Annotated in this window: 12 protein-coding genes; 6 read left to right on the forward strand and 6 right to left on the reverse strand. The window is 46.9% G+C overall.

What is annotated here, in order from left to right; all coding sequences use genetic code 11:
* Nucleotides 1-11: 11 nt before the first annotated feature.
* Together QL234_RS01390 and QL234_RS01395 are read right to left on the reverse strand one after the other, a co-directional pair.
* Nucleotides 12-782 carry a hypothetical protein gene (locus QL234_RS01390; protein WP_281556081.1) on the reverse strand — a complete coding sequence of 257 codons (771 nt, stop codon included), beginning with the start codon at nt 780-782 and terminating at the stop codon, nt 12-14.
* Between the two features lie 218 nt (nt 783-1,000).
* A complete protein-coding gene (locus QL234_RS01395; RefSeq protein WP_281556082.1) occupies nt 1,001-1,516 on the reverse strand; it encodes a hypothetical protein in 516 nt (171 codons plus the stop codon).
* Nucleotides 1,517-1,770: 254 nt separating this feature from the next.
* Between QL234_RS01395 and QL234_RS01400 the strand changes: the two genes are divergently transcribed.
* On the forward strand, nt 1,771-1,998 hold the full coding sequence (locus QL234_RS01400; RefSeq protein WP_281556083.1) for a hypothetical protein: 228 nt from the start codon (nt 1,771-1,773) through the stop codon (nt 1,996-1,998).
* A gap of 240 nt (nt 1,999-2,238) precedes the next feature.
* The gene (locus QL234_RS01405) at nt 2,239-3,000 is read left to right on the forward strand and encodes a DUF481 domain-containing protein (protein ID WP_348650699.1); all 762 of its coding nucleotides are present in this window, start codon (nt 2,239-2,241) and stop codon (nt 2,998-3,000) included.
* Nucleotides 3,001-3,103: 103 nt separating this feature from the next.
* Here the strand turns inward: QL234_RS01405 and srmB are convergent, their stop codons facing one another.
* Both srmB and fldB read right to left on the reverse strand, forming a co-directional pair.
* On the reverse strand, nt 3,104-4,342 hold the full coding sequence (gene srmB / locus QL234_RS01410; protein ID WP_281556085.1) for an ATP-dependent RNA helicase SrmB: 1,239 nt from the start codon (nt 4,340-4,342) through the stop codon (nt 3,104-3,106).
* 102 nt (nt 4,343-4,444) lie between these two features.
* A complete protein-coding gene (gene fldB, locus QL234_RS01415) occupies nt 4,445-4,960 on the reverse strand; it encodes a flavodoxin FldB (RefSeq protein ID WP_281556086.1) in 516 nt (171 codons plus the stop codon).
* Nucleotides 4,961-5,162: 202 nt separating this feature from the next.
* Here fldB and dsbC point away from each other — a divergent pair, with 202 nt between their 5' ends.
* The 4 genes from dsbC to lysS all read left to right on the forward strand — a co-directional run bounded on the left by dsbC (nt 5,163) and on the right by lysS (nt 10,814).
* The gene (gene dsbC / locus QL234_RS01420) at nt 5,163-5,960 is read left to right on the forward strand and encodes a bifunctional protein-disulfide isomerase/oxidoreductase DsbC (RefSeq protein WP_281556087.1); all 798 of its coding nucleotides are present in this window, start codon (nt 5,163-5,165) and stop codon (nt 5,958-5,960) included.
* A 158-nt stretch (nt 5,961-6,118) separates the two neighbouring features.
* Nucleotides 6,119-7,882 carry a single-stranded-DNA-specific exonuclease RecJ gene (gene recJ, locus QL234_RS01425; protein ID WP_281556088.1) on the forward strand — a complete coding sequence of 588 codons (1,764 nt, stop codon included), beginning with the start codon at nt 6,119-6,121 and terminating at the stop codon, nt 7,880-7,882.
* Nucleotides 7,883-8,103: 221 nt separating this feature from the next.
* Nucleotides 8,104-9,202, forward strand: a protein-coding gene (gene prfB, locus QL234_RS01430; protein WP_281556938.1) for a peptide chain release factor 2 whose coding sequence is annotated in 2 segments (ribosomal slippage) — nt 8,104-8,178 and nt 8,180-9,202 — 1,098 coding nt in all. Because the reading frame shifts where the segments join, the coding sequence is not laid out codon by codon here.
* A gap of 64 nt (nt 9,203-9,266) precedes the next feature.
* Entirely contained in the window at nt 9,267-10,814 is a 1,548-nt protein-coding gene (gene lysS / locus QL234_RS01435; RefSeq protein WP_281556089.1) for a lysine--tRNA ligase, read from the forward strand.
* Nucleotides 10,815-11,013: 199 nt separating this feature from the next.
* On the opposite strand, the gene QL234_RS01440 is transcribed toward lysS, so the two are convergent.
* Nucleotides 11,014-12,030: a GGDEF domain-containing protein gene (locus tag QL234_RS01440; protein ID WP_281556090.1), complete on the reverse strand. Its 1,017-nt coding sequence runs from the start codon at nt 12,028-12,030 to the stop codon at nt 11,014-11,016.
* A gap of 318 nt (nt 12,031-12,348) precedes the next feature.
* Complete coding sequence (locus tag QL234_RS01445) at nt 12,349-17,961, reverse strand: diguanylate cyclase (RefSeq protein ID WP_281556091.1); 5,613 nt, start codon at nt 17,959-17,961, stop codon at nt 12,349-12,351.
* Nucleotides 17,962-18,020: the final 59 nt, after the last annotated feature.

Genomic DNA, 18,020 nt, shown 5'->3' on the forward strand with positions numbered 1-18,020 from the left:
GGAGACAGGCTTTAGTTGATGGTCATGGTTTCCGTGATTTCGATATTTCCGCCGTACTTGGCCCGTTCCTGATATTCTATGGTAACTTTCCCGCGGCTATCCTGCGTCATGGGGATATAGACTTTTCGGCGGGCTAATGGCGGATATATGGCTATACCGTTAACACGACCTATTTCATCGTTATTTTCATCACGTAAGACAAAGTCACCGTAAAGAGAGCGTTCGCCGCTCAGTTGTTGCCACAATTGAATTGCCGGTCGGCTATTTTGCATGATCAGTTGCGGGCTCTCTATTGTGCTGCTAGCACTGAGTTTACCGTGGCGGACGATAACTGGAATATTGTAGGCCAGTTTTGAATTCATGCTTAATCCGTTTGCTCCGGCACTTTTGGCGGCAGAGCCGGTGATTTTCAGCACAGCCCGATATTCGCCTGGTGCTAAATTGGCGGGTTTTCTGATACTGAACCGTACTGCCTGACGGCTATTACCTTCGATAATACCGCGCCTGGGTGAATAACGAAGTAATTTTTTAGCCGAAAAAGGCACGGCCTGGCTGTTATCCACTTCCACCAGGGTGCCTTCTTCCGTCATATCCATATGGATCACTTGTATCGTATATTGCAAAGGGGTATTTTCGGTGTTGCGTATCACCAGGGAGTTGGTTTTGGTTTTATTATCAAAAAACAATCTGAATTCTGAAAGTGCCAGGCGGGCATGGGCATCCGGGCTGATAAAACTTATGCTTATCATCGCAAGGAAAAGAGAAATAAAAGATCTATACATCTGGGTAACCTAACTGGGCCAATGCACGGGGCAGAGCTGATCGCCATTGGCTGTGCTATATCTCATTCACTAAACAATTTATTATTAACGGTCGTTTTATAAAGCGTTAATGTTTAATATTACTGATGAATATGAAATTTGGTTGGTGGTAAAACTTCGTCAGCGAAGCTTTACCACTTCTATTTAATATCATTAATGCGATGCTTAATCGCTAAAAATTAATTAAAAGAAACGTTTACCGTATAGCCTACGGTATTGTCCGAACCGGCTACCAATTCTGTTGTTACCGCTAGTGCGCCGTATAACTTAACTGCAATATCGGTTGCCGAAGCATCTGTGGTGAATGCCGAGGCTACACCATCAGCAGTTGTTACTGTGGTAGTACCATCACTTGCTTCTGCAGCCGTAGTGTAAGTTAAGTTGGCGCCAACTTCACCGGTGACGGTGATATTATAGGCGGTGCTTTTTTCCAGGCCGGACACGGTGATCTCACCTTGAGTAATGGCTGCATCTGCGGCATCACAATCTCCGGTTACGGCACCCGCGGCATCCATAGTACAAACAGAGCCAACGATAACGTTCATTTTACCGAAATGCATGGCTGTCGCTTCAGCGAATGTTGGTTCCGTAAACGCTTTAACAGTGGCGAAATATGAACTTTCGGAGGCTAAAGCTGCTGTTGATGTGAGTGCCAGCAGAGATAACGGGAGTACTACTTTGTTGAGATTTTTCATTTATACACCTTAATATTTTATTTGTTATTGCTTAACGTGTTAATGCAACTCGATATTGAGTTGACACTGATTTAACACGTTATTTTCAAACTATCACAACTTCCTGTGATTAATGTTACAGTTTTATGACAATCGTTTAATTTATTGAAAAATAAACCTTTCTCTTAGTGTGGTTATTGTCTGTGCAGGCAGCAAATTTTTTATAGAGGACAGGTAGGGTCTATACTTAAAGGTGTCCTGTTTATCTGGAGTTGATGATGGATGTAACCTTATTAGTGACTAAGTCTGATTACTGTTTGCCTAATTTGCAGTGCGAGTTTCAAAATTTAGGCGTGCCCTATCATATCGAATATATTGAGAATAACCCTGAGCTGGTCAGTGCCCATCAAATTCGCCACTCACCGAATATCCTGGTGGATGGGAAACTGGTTTTTCGCCACCAACCTACCCCGGGGGAATTGAAAGAATTTTTTGCCAGTTAGAGGCTGGTCTGATCCCTCAAGGACATTTGCATAAGGTGTTAAATCTTCTTTAACACCTTCCCTTCGGTTTATCCGTCTTTTTTGGTTTTCCCTGCCTGACTACTTTTCAGTAAATTCTGGTGTCTTTATTGTTCAATAATAGGGATAATGCCAGTTTAATTCGCTCGTTGTTAGAAACATATTAGCGTTAACCATCTCTCCCCTGTGATAAAAGGATTTAAAATGAACAAAGTTTATCTGATGCCCTTCATTGTTATGCTCGTCGCCACGCCGGTTGATGCACAAGAGGAAAAAAAGTCCTGGGAAATTTCCAGTGAATTAGGGATTATCCTTACCAGCGGTAATACCGAAAGCAGTACCTTAAAAGGAGCCATCACCGCCAAGCAGGAGCTGGAGCGCTGGCGTAATGAATATAAGTTTGAAACCTTATATAAAAAAGATGAAGTCAGTCAGGATGACGGCAGCAAGGACAATGAACGCACCAGTGAAAGGTATTTTGCCTCTGTCCAGGGGAATTATAAGTTAAATGAAGAGCACAGTTATTTATTTGTCTACGGCTCGCACTTATCGGATTATTTCGGTGCTTACCGCAATGAAAGTGTGCTTTCCTTAGGTTATGGCCAACGTTTACTTAAAGGTAAAAACTATTACCTCGACGGGGAAATCGGTCCGGGTTATAAATATTTTGAATATGCCAAAGACAGTGCTGCCGTGGACAGTAAAGGTGATTTACTGGCGGGCAGCACAGACGGAGAGATGATCGCCCTGGGTAAGCTCAACTTTAACTGGGATATCAATGAATTTGTCGGTTTCCGCCAGAGCCTGGCAATGGAATACGGTAGCACCAATACCAAAAGCCGTTCGGAAACGGAGCTGGTCTCCAAACTCAGCGATGCCATGCAAATGAAGCTGGGCTTTTACATCACCCATAATTCCGATGTCGCCGACGATAAGGAAAATACCGATACCGAAACCTTAGTGACGCTGATCTATAATTTTTAAGCTGTGCTCTCTGGGGTTGAGGGTAGGTAGTCGAGAAGATAGCGGCTAAGCGGCATGAAGAGCCGCTTAGCGATTGCTTAACCCAATAACGGATTAAGCCGGGTTATTTCTTTTTATTACGCTTGGCCTGTTTTTTCGCCTTAGCTTTTTTCTGGGCGGTGGTTTTTTTCACTTTGGGCTTTTTCAAGCCGACCTTTGCTTCTTTGTTTTTCGGCCGCAGTTCTTCGATGACACGGCGGGGCAGGCGCTCTTGCAGGTAGCGCTCGATCTTACCGATCACCGGCATATCATGGGCTTCCACCAGGGAAATGGCGGTGCCTTTGTTACCGGCGCGGCCGGTACGGCCAATTCTGTGCAGGTAGATATCGGCCTTGCGCGGCATATCAAAGTTGATCACATGACTGATATCGTCGATATCCAGGCCGCGGGCGGCAACATCGGTGGCCACCAGGATATTCACTTTTTCATCCTTTAAGCGTTCGACCGAGCTGTTGCGTTTATCCTGAGGCATCTTGCCTTCGAGCCAGGCACAGGGCAGTTCTTCGCCGTATAACTTACCCGAGAGGTATTGCACGGTTTCCCGCTTATTGGCGAAGACCACGGCTTTTTTCACTTCTTCCTGTTTCAGGATGTTGGTGAGTAGCTTAAATTTGTGATCGACATTATCCGCCAGGTGCAGCCACTGATGGATCTTGGCTTTTTCCTTGCGGGAAGGATCTGATTCTAAATAAACCGGTTCGGTCAATACTTCTTTGGCAAAACGGATCACCGAGGAGCCTTCCAAAGTCGCCGAGAACAACATGGTTTGTTTGCGCCAGCGGGCTTCGGCAACGATGCGGTTGATGGTATCGGCAAAGCCCATGTCCAGCATGCGGTCGGCTTCATCCAAGATCAGGATTTCAATTTCCCTGGCATCAAACTGCTCATTTTCGATATATTCCATTAACCGCCCCGGGGTGGCGATCAGCATATCCGTGGTGGCGGTCAGAATATCTTTATGGCTGCCGTAGTTGACGCCGCCGGTGATCACGCCGGATTTTATTTTGGTTAAACTGGTCAGTTTTTCCGTTTGCTCATGAATTTGCAGGGCAAGTTCACGGGTCGGCGAGAGGATCAATACCCGGGGAAAACCCGGTTTGGTTCTCGGGTAGTCAAGCAGATGCTGGGCAGCAGGCAAGATAAAAGCCGCGGTTTTACCCGTACCCGTAGGGGCTGATGCCAGGACATCTTTTCCTGCCATGGCTTCAGGTAACACTAATTGTTGGATGGAAGTGGGCTTTTTAAAACCGGCGTTTTCGACACCGCCTAGTAATTCATTGTCTAAATCAAACTGCTCAAACATGCTTGTCTATTGTATTGGAAATCAGGATGTGCAGATTATAGTGGCAAAGTGCTTTTTTTCCTAAGCTTCTTATGAAATTTCACCCAAATCGTTATTTTTTGCTTATAAGTCGGCGAATTCTTCCAGTATTTGCTGGCACCAGCTGGCAATTCGTTCATCGGTGAGCTGGTATTGGTTTTCATCATCGATGGACAGGCCGACAAAATGGCTGTTATCCTGGGTAAGGGCCTTTGAAGCGGCAAATTCATAACCCTGGTTCGGCCAGTAGCCGATGATGGCTGCGCCCGAAGGCACTATGATGTCGTGTAACATGCCCAGGGCGTCCTGGAACCATTCGCTGTAGCCTATTTGATCCCCCATGCCGTATAAGGCGATCACCTTGCCGTTAAGATCTAAGCCGGCGGCTTCTTGCCAGTGTGATTCCCAGTCTTCCTGTAATTCACCGTAATCCCAGGTGGATATGCCAAAAATAAGAAAATCATAATCCTGGCAGGCGGACAAAGGCACATCTTTGATATTGTGAAGTTCAACCATTGATTCGCCAATGACGGATTGTATCTTTTCTGCTGCCATTTCGGTATAGCAGGTGGTGGAACCATAAAATAAGCCAATTTTCATTCGTAATACTCAAGAAATACCGGGGTTAAATTGCAGCGCGAGTTTAGCAGAAAGGCAGGCGTCTTTACCAGTTTACGATTATATTGGTGTCAAAGTGCAATAATCCCGGCCTTGTGATTGCATTTAAGGCCACTAAGCTGTAATTTTATGACATGGAGTAAGGTCATATTCATGGATCAGTTAAATTTAGGAATACATCTGCATGTTTAAAAAATTAATCTCGGGAGCTACGCTGGCTATTTTTGCTTATTCGGCGTCTGTGGCTGCCGAAAAAGGCCAGGATATTTTAACCACGGCTGTTCAGTCGTCTTCTGCCGTAGCTGCCAAGTCTGCCGCCTTGGATGCTAACGCCTTAAAAGCAAAATTAACCGCCAAACTTGGCCTTGAAGTAGAAGGGGTTGCGAGTACTCCCGTTGCCGGTATTGCCGAAGTGATCACCAATCAGGGCTTGTTTTATGCCAGTTACGACGGCGCCTATTTCTTCCATGGTAAGCTTTTCTCCATTGAAAAGGATGTCACTAACTTAACGGAAGAGAGCATGGCCAAGGTCAGGGTGAGCGGCATGGACAAATTTGCCAAGGATATGATCGTTTATCCGGCGAAAAATGAGAAACATGTGGTCACTGTGTTTACCGATATTACCTGCGGCTATTGCCGTAAGTTGCACGAGCAAATGGATGAATATAATGAGATGGGGATTACCGTGCGTTACCTGGCCTATCCGCGTGCCGGTATCACCGACCGCAACGGCAACCTGACCCAAGGTTTCCAAGATATGCGTTCGATATGGTGCCACGAAGACCCCAACACCGCCATGACCAAGGCGAAAGCCGGCTCTGCCGTTGCCCATCGTATTTGTGACAAGCCGGTTGAAGCGGAATTTGATTTTGGCCGTCGTGTCGGTGTTAACGGCACCCCGGCTATCATGTTGGCAAACGGCATGATGTTACCCGGCTATCGTGAACCAAGAGATCTGCTTCAGGTGCTTGAGAGCCTGTAATAGCTTTATCTGTATTAGCCGGTGCCACTAATCCCTTTGAGCTTCCAGCTCTGAGTAAGGCAACCGGTATCAGCGGAGCTTTAATGGTCACTTGCCGTTAAAGCTCCTGACTTTTTCTGCTGCTTTATCTTCACCTTTGTTATCGCCAAGGACTTTCCATGCTTAAACAAATCATCCGTCGTCCCTTAGTTGCGGATGAACATTTATCCGGTGATTTACATCCGCTGATCAAACAAATTTATGCCCGCCGTGGTGTCGCCAGTGCCCGGGAGCTGGACTTAAGTACCGCACAAATGGCGCCGGTTCAGTCATTAAAAGGCCTGGATGATGCGTGCCGTATTTTACACCTGGCGATGGCGCAGCAGCAGCGCATTATTGTCGTCGGGGATTTTGATGCCGACGGCGCCACCAGTACGGCGCTGATGATGGAAGCGTTAACTTTGCTCGGCAGCACTAACCATAATTTTTTGGTGCCGAACCGTTTTGAATATGGCTACGGCCTGACCCCGGAAATTGTCGATTTGGCCGCCGGGCAAGGGGCGCAGCTATTGGTAACGGTTGATAACGGTATCAGCTGTCTGGCGGGGGTAAAACGTGCAAAAGAGCTGGGCATTGCCGTGGTAGTGACAGATCATCATTTGCCCGGCAGCCAGTTACCGGATGCTGATGCCATAGTGAACCCGAATCAGCCCGGTTGTACCTTTCCCAGCAAAGCATTAGCCGGGGTCGGGGTTGCCTTTTACCTGATGCTGGCGCTGCGTAAATATTTACGGGATCTTAACTGGTTCAGTGAAAAAGGCATGGCTGAGCCCAATATCGCCCAACTGCTTGATTTGGTGGCTTTAGGCACGGTCGCCGATGTCGTGACCTTAGATAACAATAACCGTATTTTAGTGTCTCAGGGATTAAAACGGATCAGGGCGGGATTAACACGCCCGGGGATCCAGGCCTTGATTGAAATTGCCAATAAAAACCAGCAGGCGCTGGTGGCCAGCGATTTTGGTTTTGCTTTGGGACCGAGGATAAATGCCGCCGGTCGTCTCGATGATATGTCATTTGGTATCAACTGTTTATTGTCAAAAGATCTGATGTCTGCCCGGGCGGCGGCCGTTGAATTGGATGAATTAAATAAAGCCCGCCGTGAAATCGAGCAGGGCATGCAGGTAGAAGCGGAAAGCGTGCTCAAGCAGCTGAAATTTAACGAAGATAATCTGCCCTATGGTATTGCCCTGTTCCAGGAAGATTGGCACCAGGGGGTAATAGGCATAGTGTGCGGACGGTTAAAAGAGAAATATCACAGGCCCAGTATCGTTTTTGCCGCCGCCGGTGATGGCATAGAAGATAAGAGCAAAGATGAAATTAAAGGCTCGGCACGCTCAATTCCCGGTTTGCATATCCGGGATTTACTCGAACATATCGACAGCCAGAATCCCGGGCTGATCCTGAAATTTGGCGGTCATGCCATGGCCGCCGGCTTATCCATTAAAGCCGGTGATTTTGATAAGTTCAGGCAATTATTCGATACCTTTGTCGGTGACTGGCTCAGTGAAGATGACTTCCAGGGCAAACTGCTTTCCGACGGGGCTTTGCCGGTTACGGACATGACCTTAGGCTTTGCCGAAACCATCAGGGAAGCCGGTCCCTGGGGACAGAATTTTGTCGAGCCGGTGTTTGATGATGAGTTTACCCTGATACAGCAGCGCCTGGTGGGGGAAAAACATTTGAAAATGGTGGTGCAAAAAGGCAGCGAAGTCTTTGATGCCATCGCCTTTAACATTGATGTTAAAGCCTGGCCTAATATCCACGCCAAACAAGTGCATCTGGCTTACCGGTTAGATATCAATGAGTTTCGTGGTAAACAAAGCTTGCAGTTGATGGTGGAGCAGCTGAGTTTGCCGGAGGGCGTTTCTGAAGGTATTTAACATTTGCCGGAGAAAACAGACCGGCTATTGTGCTAAGGCCGCTGAGACCATGCTGTAGCTATCGGCCCTGACGGTGATGATAATAGTCCTTGTCTGTCTTACAGCGGATTAAAAAGCCAATATTTGCCGAGAATACATCGTTTATTTACTGGCCTTAATAGGTTACAATGCGCGACTATTTTTTTATTCTCATGGCAGCCGCCCTAAGCGCGTTAAATAGCATGTTTGAAGTTAATCCGATATTAAATAAATTAAAAGAAATTCGCGAACGCACAGATACCCTTAGGGGGTACCTTTGACTACGATCTCAAAGCAGAACGTTTAGTTGAAGTTTGCCGTGAATTGGAATTACCCGATGTCTGGAATGAGCCTGAACGGGCACAGGCGCTGGGAAAAGAAAGAGCTTCCCTCGAAGCCATAGTCGAGACCATAGACGAGCTGGACTCGGGCTGTGAAGATATTGAAGGTCTGATTGAGCTGGCGGTGGACGAGGAAGACCAAGAAACTTTCGAAGATGCTCTGGCGGAAGCCGACGGCCTGGATGAAAAGCTGCAGAAATTAGAGTTTCGCCGTATGTTCAGCGGTGAAAACGATCCGGCGGATTGTTATCTGGATATCCAGTCGGGCTCAGGCGGTACCGAAGCCCAGGATTGGGCCAGCATGTTGATGCGCATGTATCTGCGCTGGGGTGAAGCCCACGGCTTTAAAACCGAACTGATTGAAGTCACCGACGGCGATGTTGCCGGCATAAAAGGTTGTACCATCAAGTACAGCGGTGAATATGCCTATGGCTGGTTACGGACCGAAACCGGAGTACATCGTTTAGTACGTAAATCGCCGTTTGATTCCAACTCGCGCCGGCATACCTCGTTTGCTTCGGCGTTTATTTACCCGGAAGTGGACGATAATATCGAAATTGATATTAATCCGGCGGATTTACGGGTGGATACCTACCGGGCATCCGGTGCCGGTGGTCAGCACGTCAATAAAACTGACTCTGCGATTCGTTTGACCCATATTCCTACCGGGGCTGTGGTACAGTGCCAAAATGATCGCTCGCAGCATAAAAACCGCGCCACGGCGATGAAGCTGTTAAAAGCGAAATTGTACGAGTTGGAAATCCAGAAGCAAAACGAAGGCAAACAGGAACTCGAAGACGGTAAATCGGATATTGGCTGGGGCAGTCAGATCCGCTCTTATGTACTCGATGACAGCCGAATAAAAGATTTAAGAACCGGCGTTGAAAACCGCAATACCCAGGCGGTGCTTGACGGCGATTTAGACAGATTTATTGAAGCCAGCCTCAAATCTGGCCTTTAATGGTAAACCAGGGTAACCGTGGGCACAGGCCTGAGGTTGCATATTTTAAGTAATGAGAAACAACATGACTGAGCAAGTAAAAGCACCGCAAGACGAGAATAAATTGATTGCCGAGCGTCGCGGCAAGTTAGCGCAAATTCGTGAGAACTGTCCGGCCAATGGCCACCCGAACCAGTTTGAACGAAAACACTATGCCAACGATTTACAGTCTGCCCACGGTGAAAAAGATAAAGAAACCCTGGAAGCTGAATCTGAGGTGTACAGCATTGCCGGTCGTGTGATGGCTAAACGCGGGCCATTCTTAGTACTTCAGGATATGACCGGGCGTATCCAGGCTTATGCCGATAAAAATGTGCAAAAAGACATTAAAGCCCGTTGGGGTGTGTTGGATATCGGCGATATCGTTGGTGTCACCGGTACCTTGCACAAATCCGGTAAAGGGGATCTTTATGTCAATATGGACCAGTACCAGTTATTGACCAAGTCCTTACGTCCTTTGCCGGAGAAATATCACGGCTTATCGGATCAGGAAACCAAGTACCGTCAGCGTTATGTTGATCTGATGATCAATGAAGATACCCGCAATACCTTTAAAATGCGTACCAAAGTGGTTGAAGGTATCCGTAATTTCCTGGTCAAGCGTGACTATATGGAAGTGGAAACGCCTATGCTGCAGGTGATCCCTGGCGGTGCAACCGCTAAGCCGTTTATGACTTACCATAACTCGTTAGATATCGACATGTATCTGCGTATCGCGCCTGAGCTTTACCTTAAGCGCCTGGTGGTGGGCGGTTTTGAGCGGGTATTTGAAATTAACCGTAACTTCCGCAACGAAGGTTTGTCCACCCGTCATAACCCTGAATTTACCATGATAGAGTTCTATCAGGCTTATGCCGATTACAACGATATGATGAACTTGACGGAAGAAATGCTGCGCAGTGTGGCCCAGGACGTATTGGGTACGACTATGGTACGCAATACCGAAAAAGACGAAAACGGTGAAGTCACCAGCGAAATTTTTTATGATTTCGGCAAGCCGTTTGAGCGTTTGTCTATGGTGGATGCCATCTTAAAACATGCACCGGACCTGGATGAAAGCATTTTACGTAACCCGGAAGAAAACCTTGATGGTCTTAAAGCCATGGCGGTTAAAGTTGGCGTTAAGTTATCTGATGCTGCTAAAGTCTGGGGCCCTGGTAAATATATTTGTGAGATTTTTGAAGAAGTGGCCGAGCATAACCTGATGCAGCCGACTTTTATCACGGAATATCCGTGGGAAGTCTCGCCGCTGGCGCGCCGCAATGACGAAAATCCGTTTATCACCGATCGTTTTGAGTTCTTTGTTGGCGGTCGCGAGCTGGCCAATGGTTTCTCGGAGTTAAATGACGCCGAAGATCAGGCGGCACGTTTCCGTAAGCAGGTTGAAGAAAAAGATGCCGGTGACGATGAAGCCATGCACTTTGACGAAGATTATATCCGTGCACTGGAATTTGGCATGCCGCCAACGGCGGGTGAAGGCATAGGCATCGACCGTCTGGTGATGTTGTTTACCGACTCCCCGACCATCAAAGATGTGATCTTATTCCCGCATATGCGCCCGCAGGCGGATTAATTTCCCGGTTAAAGGCATAATGCTATAGAGAAAAACCAGCAGCGATCCTGCTGGTTTTTTTATACATGGATGTATTTCAGTTTATCTGCTCTAGCATAAGCTAAGTGCCTATATCCATATAGGCAATCCTGCGTTTTTATAAAAAGAGAGATGAAGGGCTGGGGGGTCTACAACTGAAGTTAATTAAAACTATCGCTATTTAACCTTTTAAAGGTAAGGCATCAATACAGCAATTTTTGCCGGCACTTTTGGCCTGATATAAGGCCTGATCCGCACGCTGAAAAAAGGATGGCCAGCTATTATCGTCTGCCAGTTCGGCGATGCCGACAGAAATCGTGATCGGCGGTAAAAAGGTGTTTGATTTCCTTTGGATCAGTTTAAGGTCGGCAACGGACAAGCGGATCTGCTCGGCGAGTGCTCTTGCCTGGGAGAGAGACTGGCCGGGGGCGACGATAAGAAATTCTTCTCCGCCGTAACGGGTGGCAAGATCGGTTTCCGATACCGAAGACTTGATGATTTTTGCCACCCGCTGGATGACCTTATCGCCGACCTGGTGGCCGAAGGTATCGTTAATCTTTTTAAAGTCATCGATATCGATCACCAGAGACGAGTGTCTGCCTTTAATATCCAGTGCCTGGAGTTTATCGTCGCAGCCCCTGCGGTTTAATAAACCGGTTAAGGCGTCATGCACTGCTTCTTCCCTGGATTCTTTCAGCTTGGTTTTTAACAGGGTGACTTCTTCACTGGTTTTCGCCAGTTCATCGGATAACTTCTGGTGCTGTTTTTGGGCGTTGCTTATGGTGCCGACAAGGAAGTTGACGATATTTTTCAGCGGTTTGTGTAAGTCATTATCACTCAGGGCGTGATCTGCTTTTGCCAGGTTGGCTAAAATCACTTCTTCGCTTTGTGCCTGATCATCGATTTTATCCAGTGTCTGGCTCAGGGTTTTTTCAAAGGGCTGTAATAAGTTATTTTCAATGTTATCGCTGTTAGATAAAAATTTAACAAACAGGTCATCCAGCAGCACACCGTCAAGGGCATTTTTTTGGGTCAGCTGGAAATCTATCTCTGCCGTCAACTCAGTATTTCTTTGGCTGAGATAGTGATAAATAACCGAATAATTAACCGGGCTGGGAGCTATGTTATGTTCAGTCAAAAAGGCGAGGGTTTGTTTACTTAACGCTGATGCCGACTGATAGTTGTCATAGTTATGCATGGTATTCCTTTAAGCGTCTCTGTGGTTAATCCATGTTGTATTTTTCATGCTGTATTTGTCAGGCCCAATAAATGATCCTTGAACAACAGATAATCAACCAAAGAGCCTAATATTTATTCTTATTATTTTTTGTTTATTATAGGCTAAATTTTACGCGCGCATATTCTAGCAACAAATTAACATTTTCTTCAATCATGATATTGGATCCCGGGTAATATTTTTAATCTGGATCAAAAACTTTTGATATTTACCGGGAGAGAGCGGCAAATGCGAGCAGTTAAGTTTGCCAATAAAGTGTTATGGATTTTAGCAAGATGACTAAGCCCCTTGCTTTGGCACGGCATAATGGTCACTTTCCAGCTCTATGGCGGCAAAGCGGTTACGGCCATTGGTTTTTGCCTGGTAAAGGGCTTTGTCCGCGACACTGAGCATGGCTTGTGCTGAGGTTTGTACTCTGGCTTTAGTTGTCGCTATGCCCAGACTGACGGTTAATACTTCTGAAGCATCAGAGCAGGGATGGGGGATTTTTAATCTGCGGATCCCCTTGCATAATAAGGTTGCGGTTTTATGGGCATGGCTTAAGTCGGTTTCCGGGAGGATAATGGCAAACTCTTCTCCGCTAAAACGGGCGACACTTTCCCCCGAGCGTTTCAGTAACTTTTCTATGCTGCGGGCAACTTTGATCAGGGCTTCGTCCCCGGCGATATGGCCGCAGCTGTCGTTATAACGGCTGAAGTAATCAATATCCAGCAAAATTATTGACAGATAGCGCTGGTTTCTTGCGGCGCGTGTTATTTCCAAAGCCAATTGCCGGTGGAAGAATACCCGGTTATGGAGCCCGGTAAGCTCATCCTGCTGGATATTCTGGTTTAGTTGATGTTCTGTTTTGAGCAATGCCGTTTGTGCCTGCTTGAGTTGTTGAGCCAGTGCGTTGTTTTCCAGGGCGCTGGCGAAGATGCCGGCGGCTGTTTTAAGTAAAGCAATTTCCGGATCCGTCCAGGCATGGCTGTTGGTAGTGCTGTCAAATGCGATAAAGCCCGGGTTTTTCACTTTATCCGATAAGCGGATGATGACCCCAGAGTTAAATTGATATTGGGCCAGGGCCTGATTGAAATCCGCTGCGCAGGCGGGGATTTCCGTTAGTGACCTAAAGCAAAAACAGTTTTTTTCCTCAAGTAACCGGATGAAATTTTTGTGCCTGGCGATATGGATATCAAGTGGTAGCCTGCCGGTTTTTAACTGCCAACAGTGGGCGATTTTCAGTATTTTACCTTTGTTAAGGTAGATGTAGATATGATCGAACTTGCAAAAACTGCCTAACACGGCGAGTGCCCTGGCAATTTCTTTGTCGCATTCATCTGGCGGCAAGCCGGTTAGCTGGCGTGATAATTCAGCCAACAGGGAAGCAAAGTCGGCTTTAAATTTTAATGCCTGGATTTGATTTGTTACCCTGGTTTCAAGCTCTTGATTCAGACGGGCATTTTCCAGCTGTATCGCCGAAAACCCCGCCACCAGTTTTAAGCTGGTCAGGTGCTTGCGAGTAAAAGCGTAGCTGGAGGCTTTATTTTCCAGGTATATCAGGCCGGTTACCTTTCCCTGGTTGAATAAAGCGCAGCAGAGAATTGAGCCGGGTTGATGTGCTTTTATATAGCTGTCTTGGCTAAATTGGCTTTGCTGGTGGGGATTGGCAAGCAAGAGATCTTTACCCAGGCGAAGATTATATTCGATTAGGGACAGCGGTATTTTATCCTTATCCGGGGAGGCATGTTGCAGTACCCGGATATCAGCTTGCGGCTCTTTAAGCTGATATTGTGCTTCGATAAACCAGTGTTCGCTGTTTTGCTCCAGTAATATCAAGATGGCCTTGTCGGCGCCGGCATTTTCGGCGGTCAGGCAAATTAATTGTTGTAGCTGTTTTTTCTGATTACTTTCTCCGGCAAGCACCTGGTGGAGTTTATCCAGGAGCTGGCTATCAAGCGGCACCTGGTTGTTGTCTTCGGGTATGGACAGCGGCGCTTGAGCCGGGAGCGGCATTAACCGGGTATAGTGCTCTTTAATTTGCCTGACGGGATTGGCAAAGCCCCAGCCTTGATAAAGGTAGAGGGCTTGTTGCAGGTACATGGCGGCAATTTTTATATGCCCCTTGTGTTGCAAATAGCCGGCATAACATTTATTTGCCAGTGCCAGGTAATGCTTATACCGGGTTTGCTCTAATGCCGAAATGGCGGCTTCATATTTTTGCATGACATGACTGTGGTTTTCTCCAGAAATCCGAGCAGATTCGGCCGACATCAGCAGGTATTTATGTAAATAATTAGCCGGAGTTAACTCACTCCAGTTTTTCATTTGCCTGAGTAGGCTGTTGATCTTATTCCGGGCCTTTTTCTTTTGTTCTTCATTGCTATACAGATTAAAGTTGCCGGTTAAAATCAGGCTGAGATGGAAGTTGTTAAAGGGGATCAGTATAGTGCCGGGATTAAAGCGATTGCCCTGTTCACACCAGGAAATGGCTTGCTCCGGTGTTTGTGTCTGCTCCAGCAGCAAAATCCGGTAAAGTCTGGCGCTATAATAAAAGCCCAAAGCGACCGGGTTATGCTGATGCTTAGTAAGAAAGATATCCTGATTGAATGCCGCACCTATCTTTAAATCAAAAGATGAAACCCCGGACAGGCTTGTCAGCAGCTGGCTGGCAAAGGGTAAAAATAACTCCTGCAAATGCCCGGATTCATGCTCGAGATAGAATTGGTAGAAATCGGCTGCTTCCCGGGCAAGCTGCTCGAAATGTTTGCCGCTGAAAAAACCGGTCACCAGCAGCCAGATGGCGCTATAACCTGCGGTAGTAAAATCACCGCACTCTAAGGAGTAATCAAAAGCACGTTGAAAGGTTGCTTCCTGTGCTTCAAGCGGACTATGCCAGTGTCCACTGGCGCCCGAGAGCATTAACACTTTCCCTTTAATTTCATTATTATCATATGTGGTTATAAGCTCTAACGCGCGTTGGGAAAATTGGTTTGCCAGTTGAGGGTCCTCCTGGAGGGAATAGAGCGTAAAGGCGTAGTTCATATAACCATAAGCCGAATATTCGTTATTACCCTGCGTCAGGCTTAACGCTGTCATTTTGGCGGAGAGCCAGCCCAGGGTGTTGACCCGCCCGAGAAAATAAACCGGCATCCAAAGGTAGCTCAGGAGTTTCATGGCATACTTTATTTCATCGTCCGAATCCCGGGGTGCAGTATCAGTGCTTGTGCTTAAGGCGGCTTGCTTTATTTCTTTCTCGGATAAGCTGCTGAGTTTTTTAATACCGTGGTGTTCATGTAAAAAGAGCTTCTCCGCCAATTTTTCATTTTCGGGAAATTCAATGCCAAGCAGGCCTAAGCCTCTTTGTCCCGAAGTAATTGCCTGGGTAAAATCACCGCTGAGGTTTGTCTGCATCATTTTGCTGGCATAAAGCTCCAGCAGATCCTTTTTTTCCTTGATCTGGTTAAGCACCACTGGGTATAAGCTATCGGCACGGTCAAAGTGCCCGGATAAGTACTCGGCTTGAATTAATGCCAGGTAGACGGTAAAGGTCAGATCAAAATGGGATGACCAGCTATTTTCCGACAGCAGCTTTCGGGCCTGTCGACACAGCTCGGCGGATGTCTGATAAGCGCCTGAAGCGCGTGCTATGGTGGCCGCTTTCATATTTAATTCGATCACTTCTATGATACCGAAGGGGTTGGTGATCAGTGCTGCCCCCAAGTTCAGGTGGGCTACTTCTTCAAATAGTTGTTCATTACTGGGGTTGCCGCGCTCGAACAGTAAGCAGCCGAGGTTATAATGTATCAGCTGTTTCTGCTGGGCCGTCAGCAGGGAGTAGGCCGCCTGCTGTATCTTGTCATGGAGAAATTTTAGTTTAAAAATCAACAGCCGGGCAGAGACCAGTGCCTGGCTTGATAATTCCGGTTCGGATAAGGGCTGAATCAGCCGGGCCTTAAGTGCCGGCAATAGATCTTGATAGCTCTGCTCCGGAGAGGTTTTGTTGATGGTTGCCAGGGTGTTAAGGTTAAACTTGCTGCCGGCACATGACGCCAGTTTTAATAATTCCAGGGTGTGCTCTGGCAGTTCCTTTAACTTCGCCACCATAAAGTTGATGACGTTACTTGTGATATTGGCGGAAGTGATCTTTTTGAGCTCCCATTGCCAGCTTTTTTGTTGCTCATCGAAATTGATGAAATTCTTCCGGTAAAGTTCAGTGATAAATTCCTTGATAAAAAAAGGATTACCTAAGGTTTTCTCCTTGGTTAACCGGGCCAGTTCTGTGATATTTTCTGTTTTGCTAACCAGGCTATCGGCCAGGAAATGTTTGATATCCTCCAGGGATAGGGGCGGAAGGGAGATGGTCGTTGACTCCGCCTTGTTGGTGTTAAGTTGACTCATCAGGGTGTCTAAAGCATGATTCTCACCAGGCTCAGTTTTTCGGTAGGCGCCGAGTAAGCAGAGATAACCCAGGTTTTTATCCAGCAACAGGGACTGGATTAATTGGCCTGATGCCATATCCAGCCATTGTAGGTCGTCGATAAAGATGAGCAGCGGATGCTCTGGTTGGCAAAGCACCCGGATAAATTTTTTTAATACCTGTTTGAAGCGGTTTTCATTCTCCCTGGGACCCAGCTCGGGTAGAGGGGGTGGCTCGCCTGTGATCAGTTTCAGTTCAGGTATTAAATTGGTTAATACCTGGCTATTACTGCCCAGGGCATTATTTATCCTGGTTTTCCACCCCAGCAGTTGCTGCCTGGAGCTGCTGAGTAGGATGGTGATCAATTGTTTAAAGGCATAAATAAAGGCGGAATAGGGAATATTTTTAGTGTATCGGCTGAATTTTCCCCGGATAAAATGTCCCTTAAAGGTGGTCAGGGAGGGACAGGCTTCCTGTATCAGGGTAGTTTTTCCGATGCCAGACTCTCCGCTGACCAACAAAATGGCAACCTGGCCCCGGTTGATGTCTTGCAGTTTCTGCTGCACTTGTTCAATTTGCCGGCTCCGGCCATATATTTTTTGCGAGATTTGCAGCTGGTGCGGATGATCTTCACCCGCCAGGGAAAAACGCTTAAGGGGTTGTCCTTTGTTAGCCTGTTCAAGGCATAGCTGCAGATCATGTATGATGCCGCTGGCGGACCGGTATCTTTGTTCTGCATCTTTCGCCAATAGTTTCAAACAGATATCTGAGATGACCTCAGGCACGTCTTTATTCACTGAGGTCGGGGGCGGTGGCGGTTTGGCCATATGGCTGTAGATTAACTCCAGCGGATCTTTATCCTCAAAAGGAAGGCGGCCGGTAAAAAGCAAATAGATGATTCCGCCCAAAGCATAATAATCGCCGCGATAGTCCAGTAAACGGTTCATACGCCCTGACTGTTCCGGTGCCAGATAAGCGAGATTGCCCGTTAACTGTTCACCGGCTTTTAATGCCGGGGCTTCACGGTTGAACTCAGATGCCATGGAGAAATCAATGATTTTGATTTGCCGTGTCGCGGGATTGATCACAACATGATCAGGGCAGAGGGCTTTATGGATAATATTTTGTTCGTGGATATCTGCTAATGCTTTACAGATCTCAAGACAATAGTAGAGCTTGTCCTGTGTTGAAAAGGAGCGCTGTGCTAACAGGGACTGTAATGAAAGGCCATGAAAGTCTTCTAATACCAGCACAGGTTTTTCCCCGCTGGTGACTAAATCATAAATAGCGATGACCCGGGAACTTGATAAGTGGCTTAAGGTTTTATATTCCTGCTTATAGCGGGTAAGTGCTTTGGCGCTCGGTAAGTCTTGGTTTAGGAATTTAAGGATAACCCCCTGGCGGTCTTTTTTTCTGATAGCGCGAAAGATGAGGGAGCTTGCACTTTGATATATTTGTTCCTGTAACTGATATCCGTTAATTTCCGCTTTCATCCTGGGATCCCTAAGCCGTCACTCATTGAGTATAGAATAGACATTTCTCCTGGATGGGA

Source organism: Thalassomonas sp. RHCl1 (genome assembly GCF_947387555.1).
GTDB lineage: Bacteria > Pseudomonadota > Gammaproteobacteria > Enterobacterales > Alteromonadaceae > Thalassomonas.

Excerpts from the sequence above, each read along its gene's own strand:
- QL234_RS01395 (WP_281556082.1), bottom strand. The coding sequence starts at position 1,516 with ATGAAAAATCTCAACAAAGTAGTACTCCCGTTATCTCTGCTGGCACTC.
- QL234_RS01405 (WP_348650699.1), top strand. The coding sequence starts at position 2,239 with ATGCCCTTCATTGTTATGCTCGTCGCCACGCCGGTTGATGCACAAGAG.
- dsbC (WP_281556087.1), top strand. The coding sequence starts at position 5,163 with ATGTTTAAAAAATTAATCTCGGGAGCTACGCTGGCTATTTTTGCTTAT.
- recJ (WP_281556088.1), top strand. The coding sequence starts at position 6,119 with ATGCTTAAACAAATCATCCGTCGTCCCTTAGTTGCGGATGAACATTTA.
- fldB (WP_281556086.1), bottom strand. The coding sequence starts at position 4,960 with ATGAAAATTGGCTTATTTTATGGTTCCACCACCTGCTATACCGAAATG.
- QL234_RS01440 (WP_281556090.1), bottom strand. The coding sequence starts at position 12,030 with ATGCATAACTATGACAACTATCAGTCGGCATCAGCGTTAAGTAAACAA.
- QL234_RS01390 (WP_281556081.1), bottom strand. The coding sequence starts at position 782 with ATGTATAGATCTTTTATTTCTCTTTTCCTTGCGATGATAAGCATAAGT.
- QL234_RS01445 (WP_281556091.1), bottom strand. The coding sequence starts at position 17,961 with ATGAAAGCGGAAATTAACGGATATCAGTTACAGGAACAAATATATCAA.
- QL234_RS01400 (WP_281556083.1), top strand. The coding sequence starts at position 1,771 with ATGATGGATGTAACCTTATTAGTGACTAAGTCTGATTACTGTTTGCCT.
- lysS (WP_281556089.1), top strand. The coding sequence starts at position 9,267 with ATGACTGAGCAAGTAAAAGCACCGCAAGACGAGAATAAATTGATTGCC.
- srmB (WP_281556085.1), bottom strand. The coding sequence starts at position 4,342 with ATGTTTGAGCAGTTTGATTTAGACAATGAATTACTAGGCGGTGTCGAA.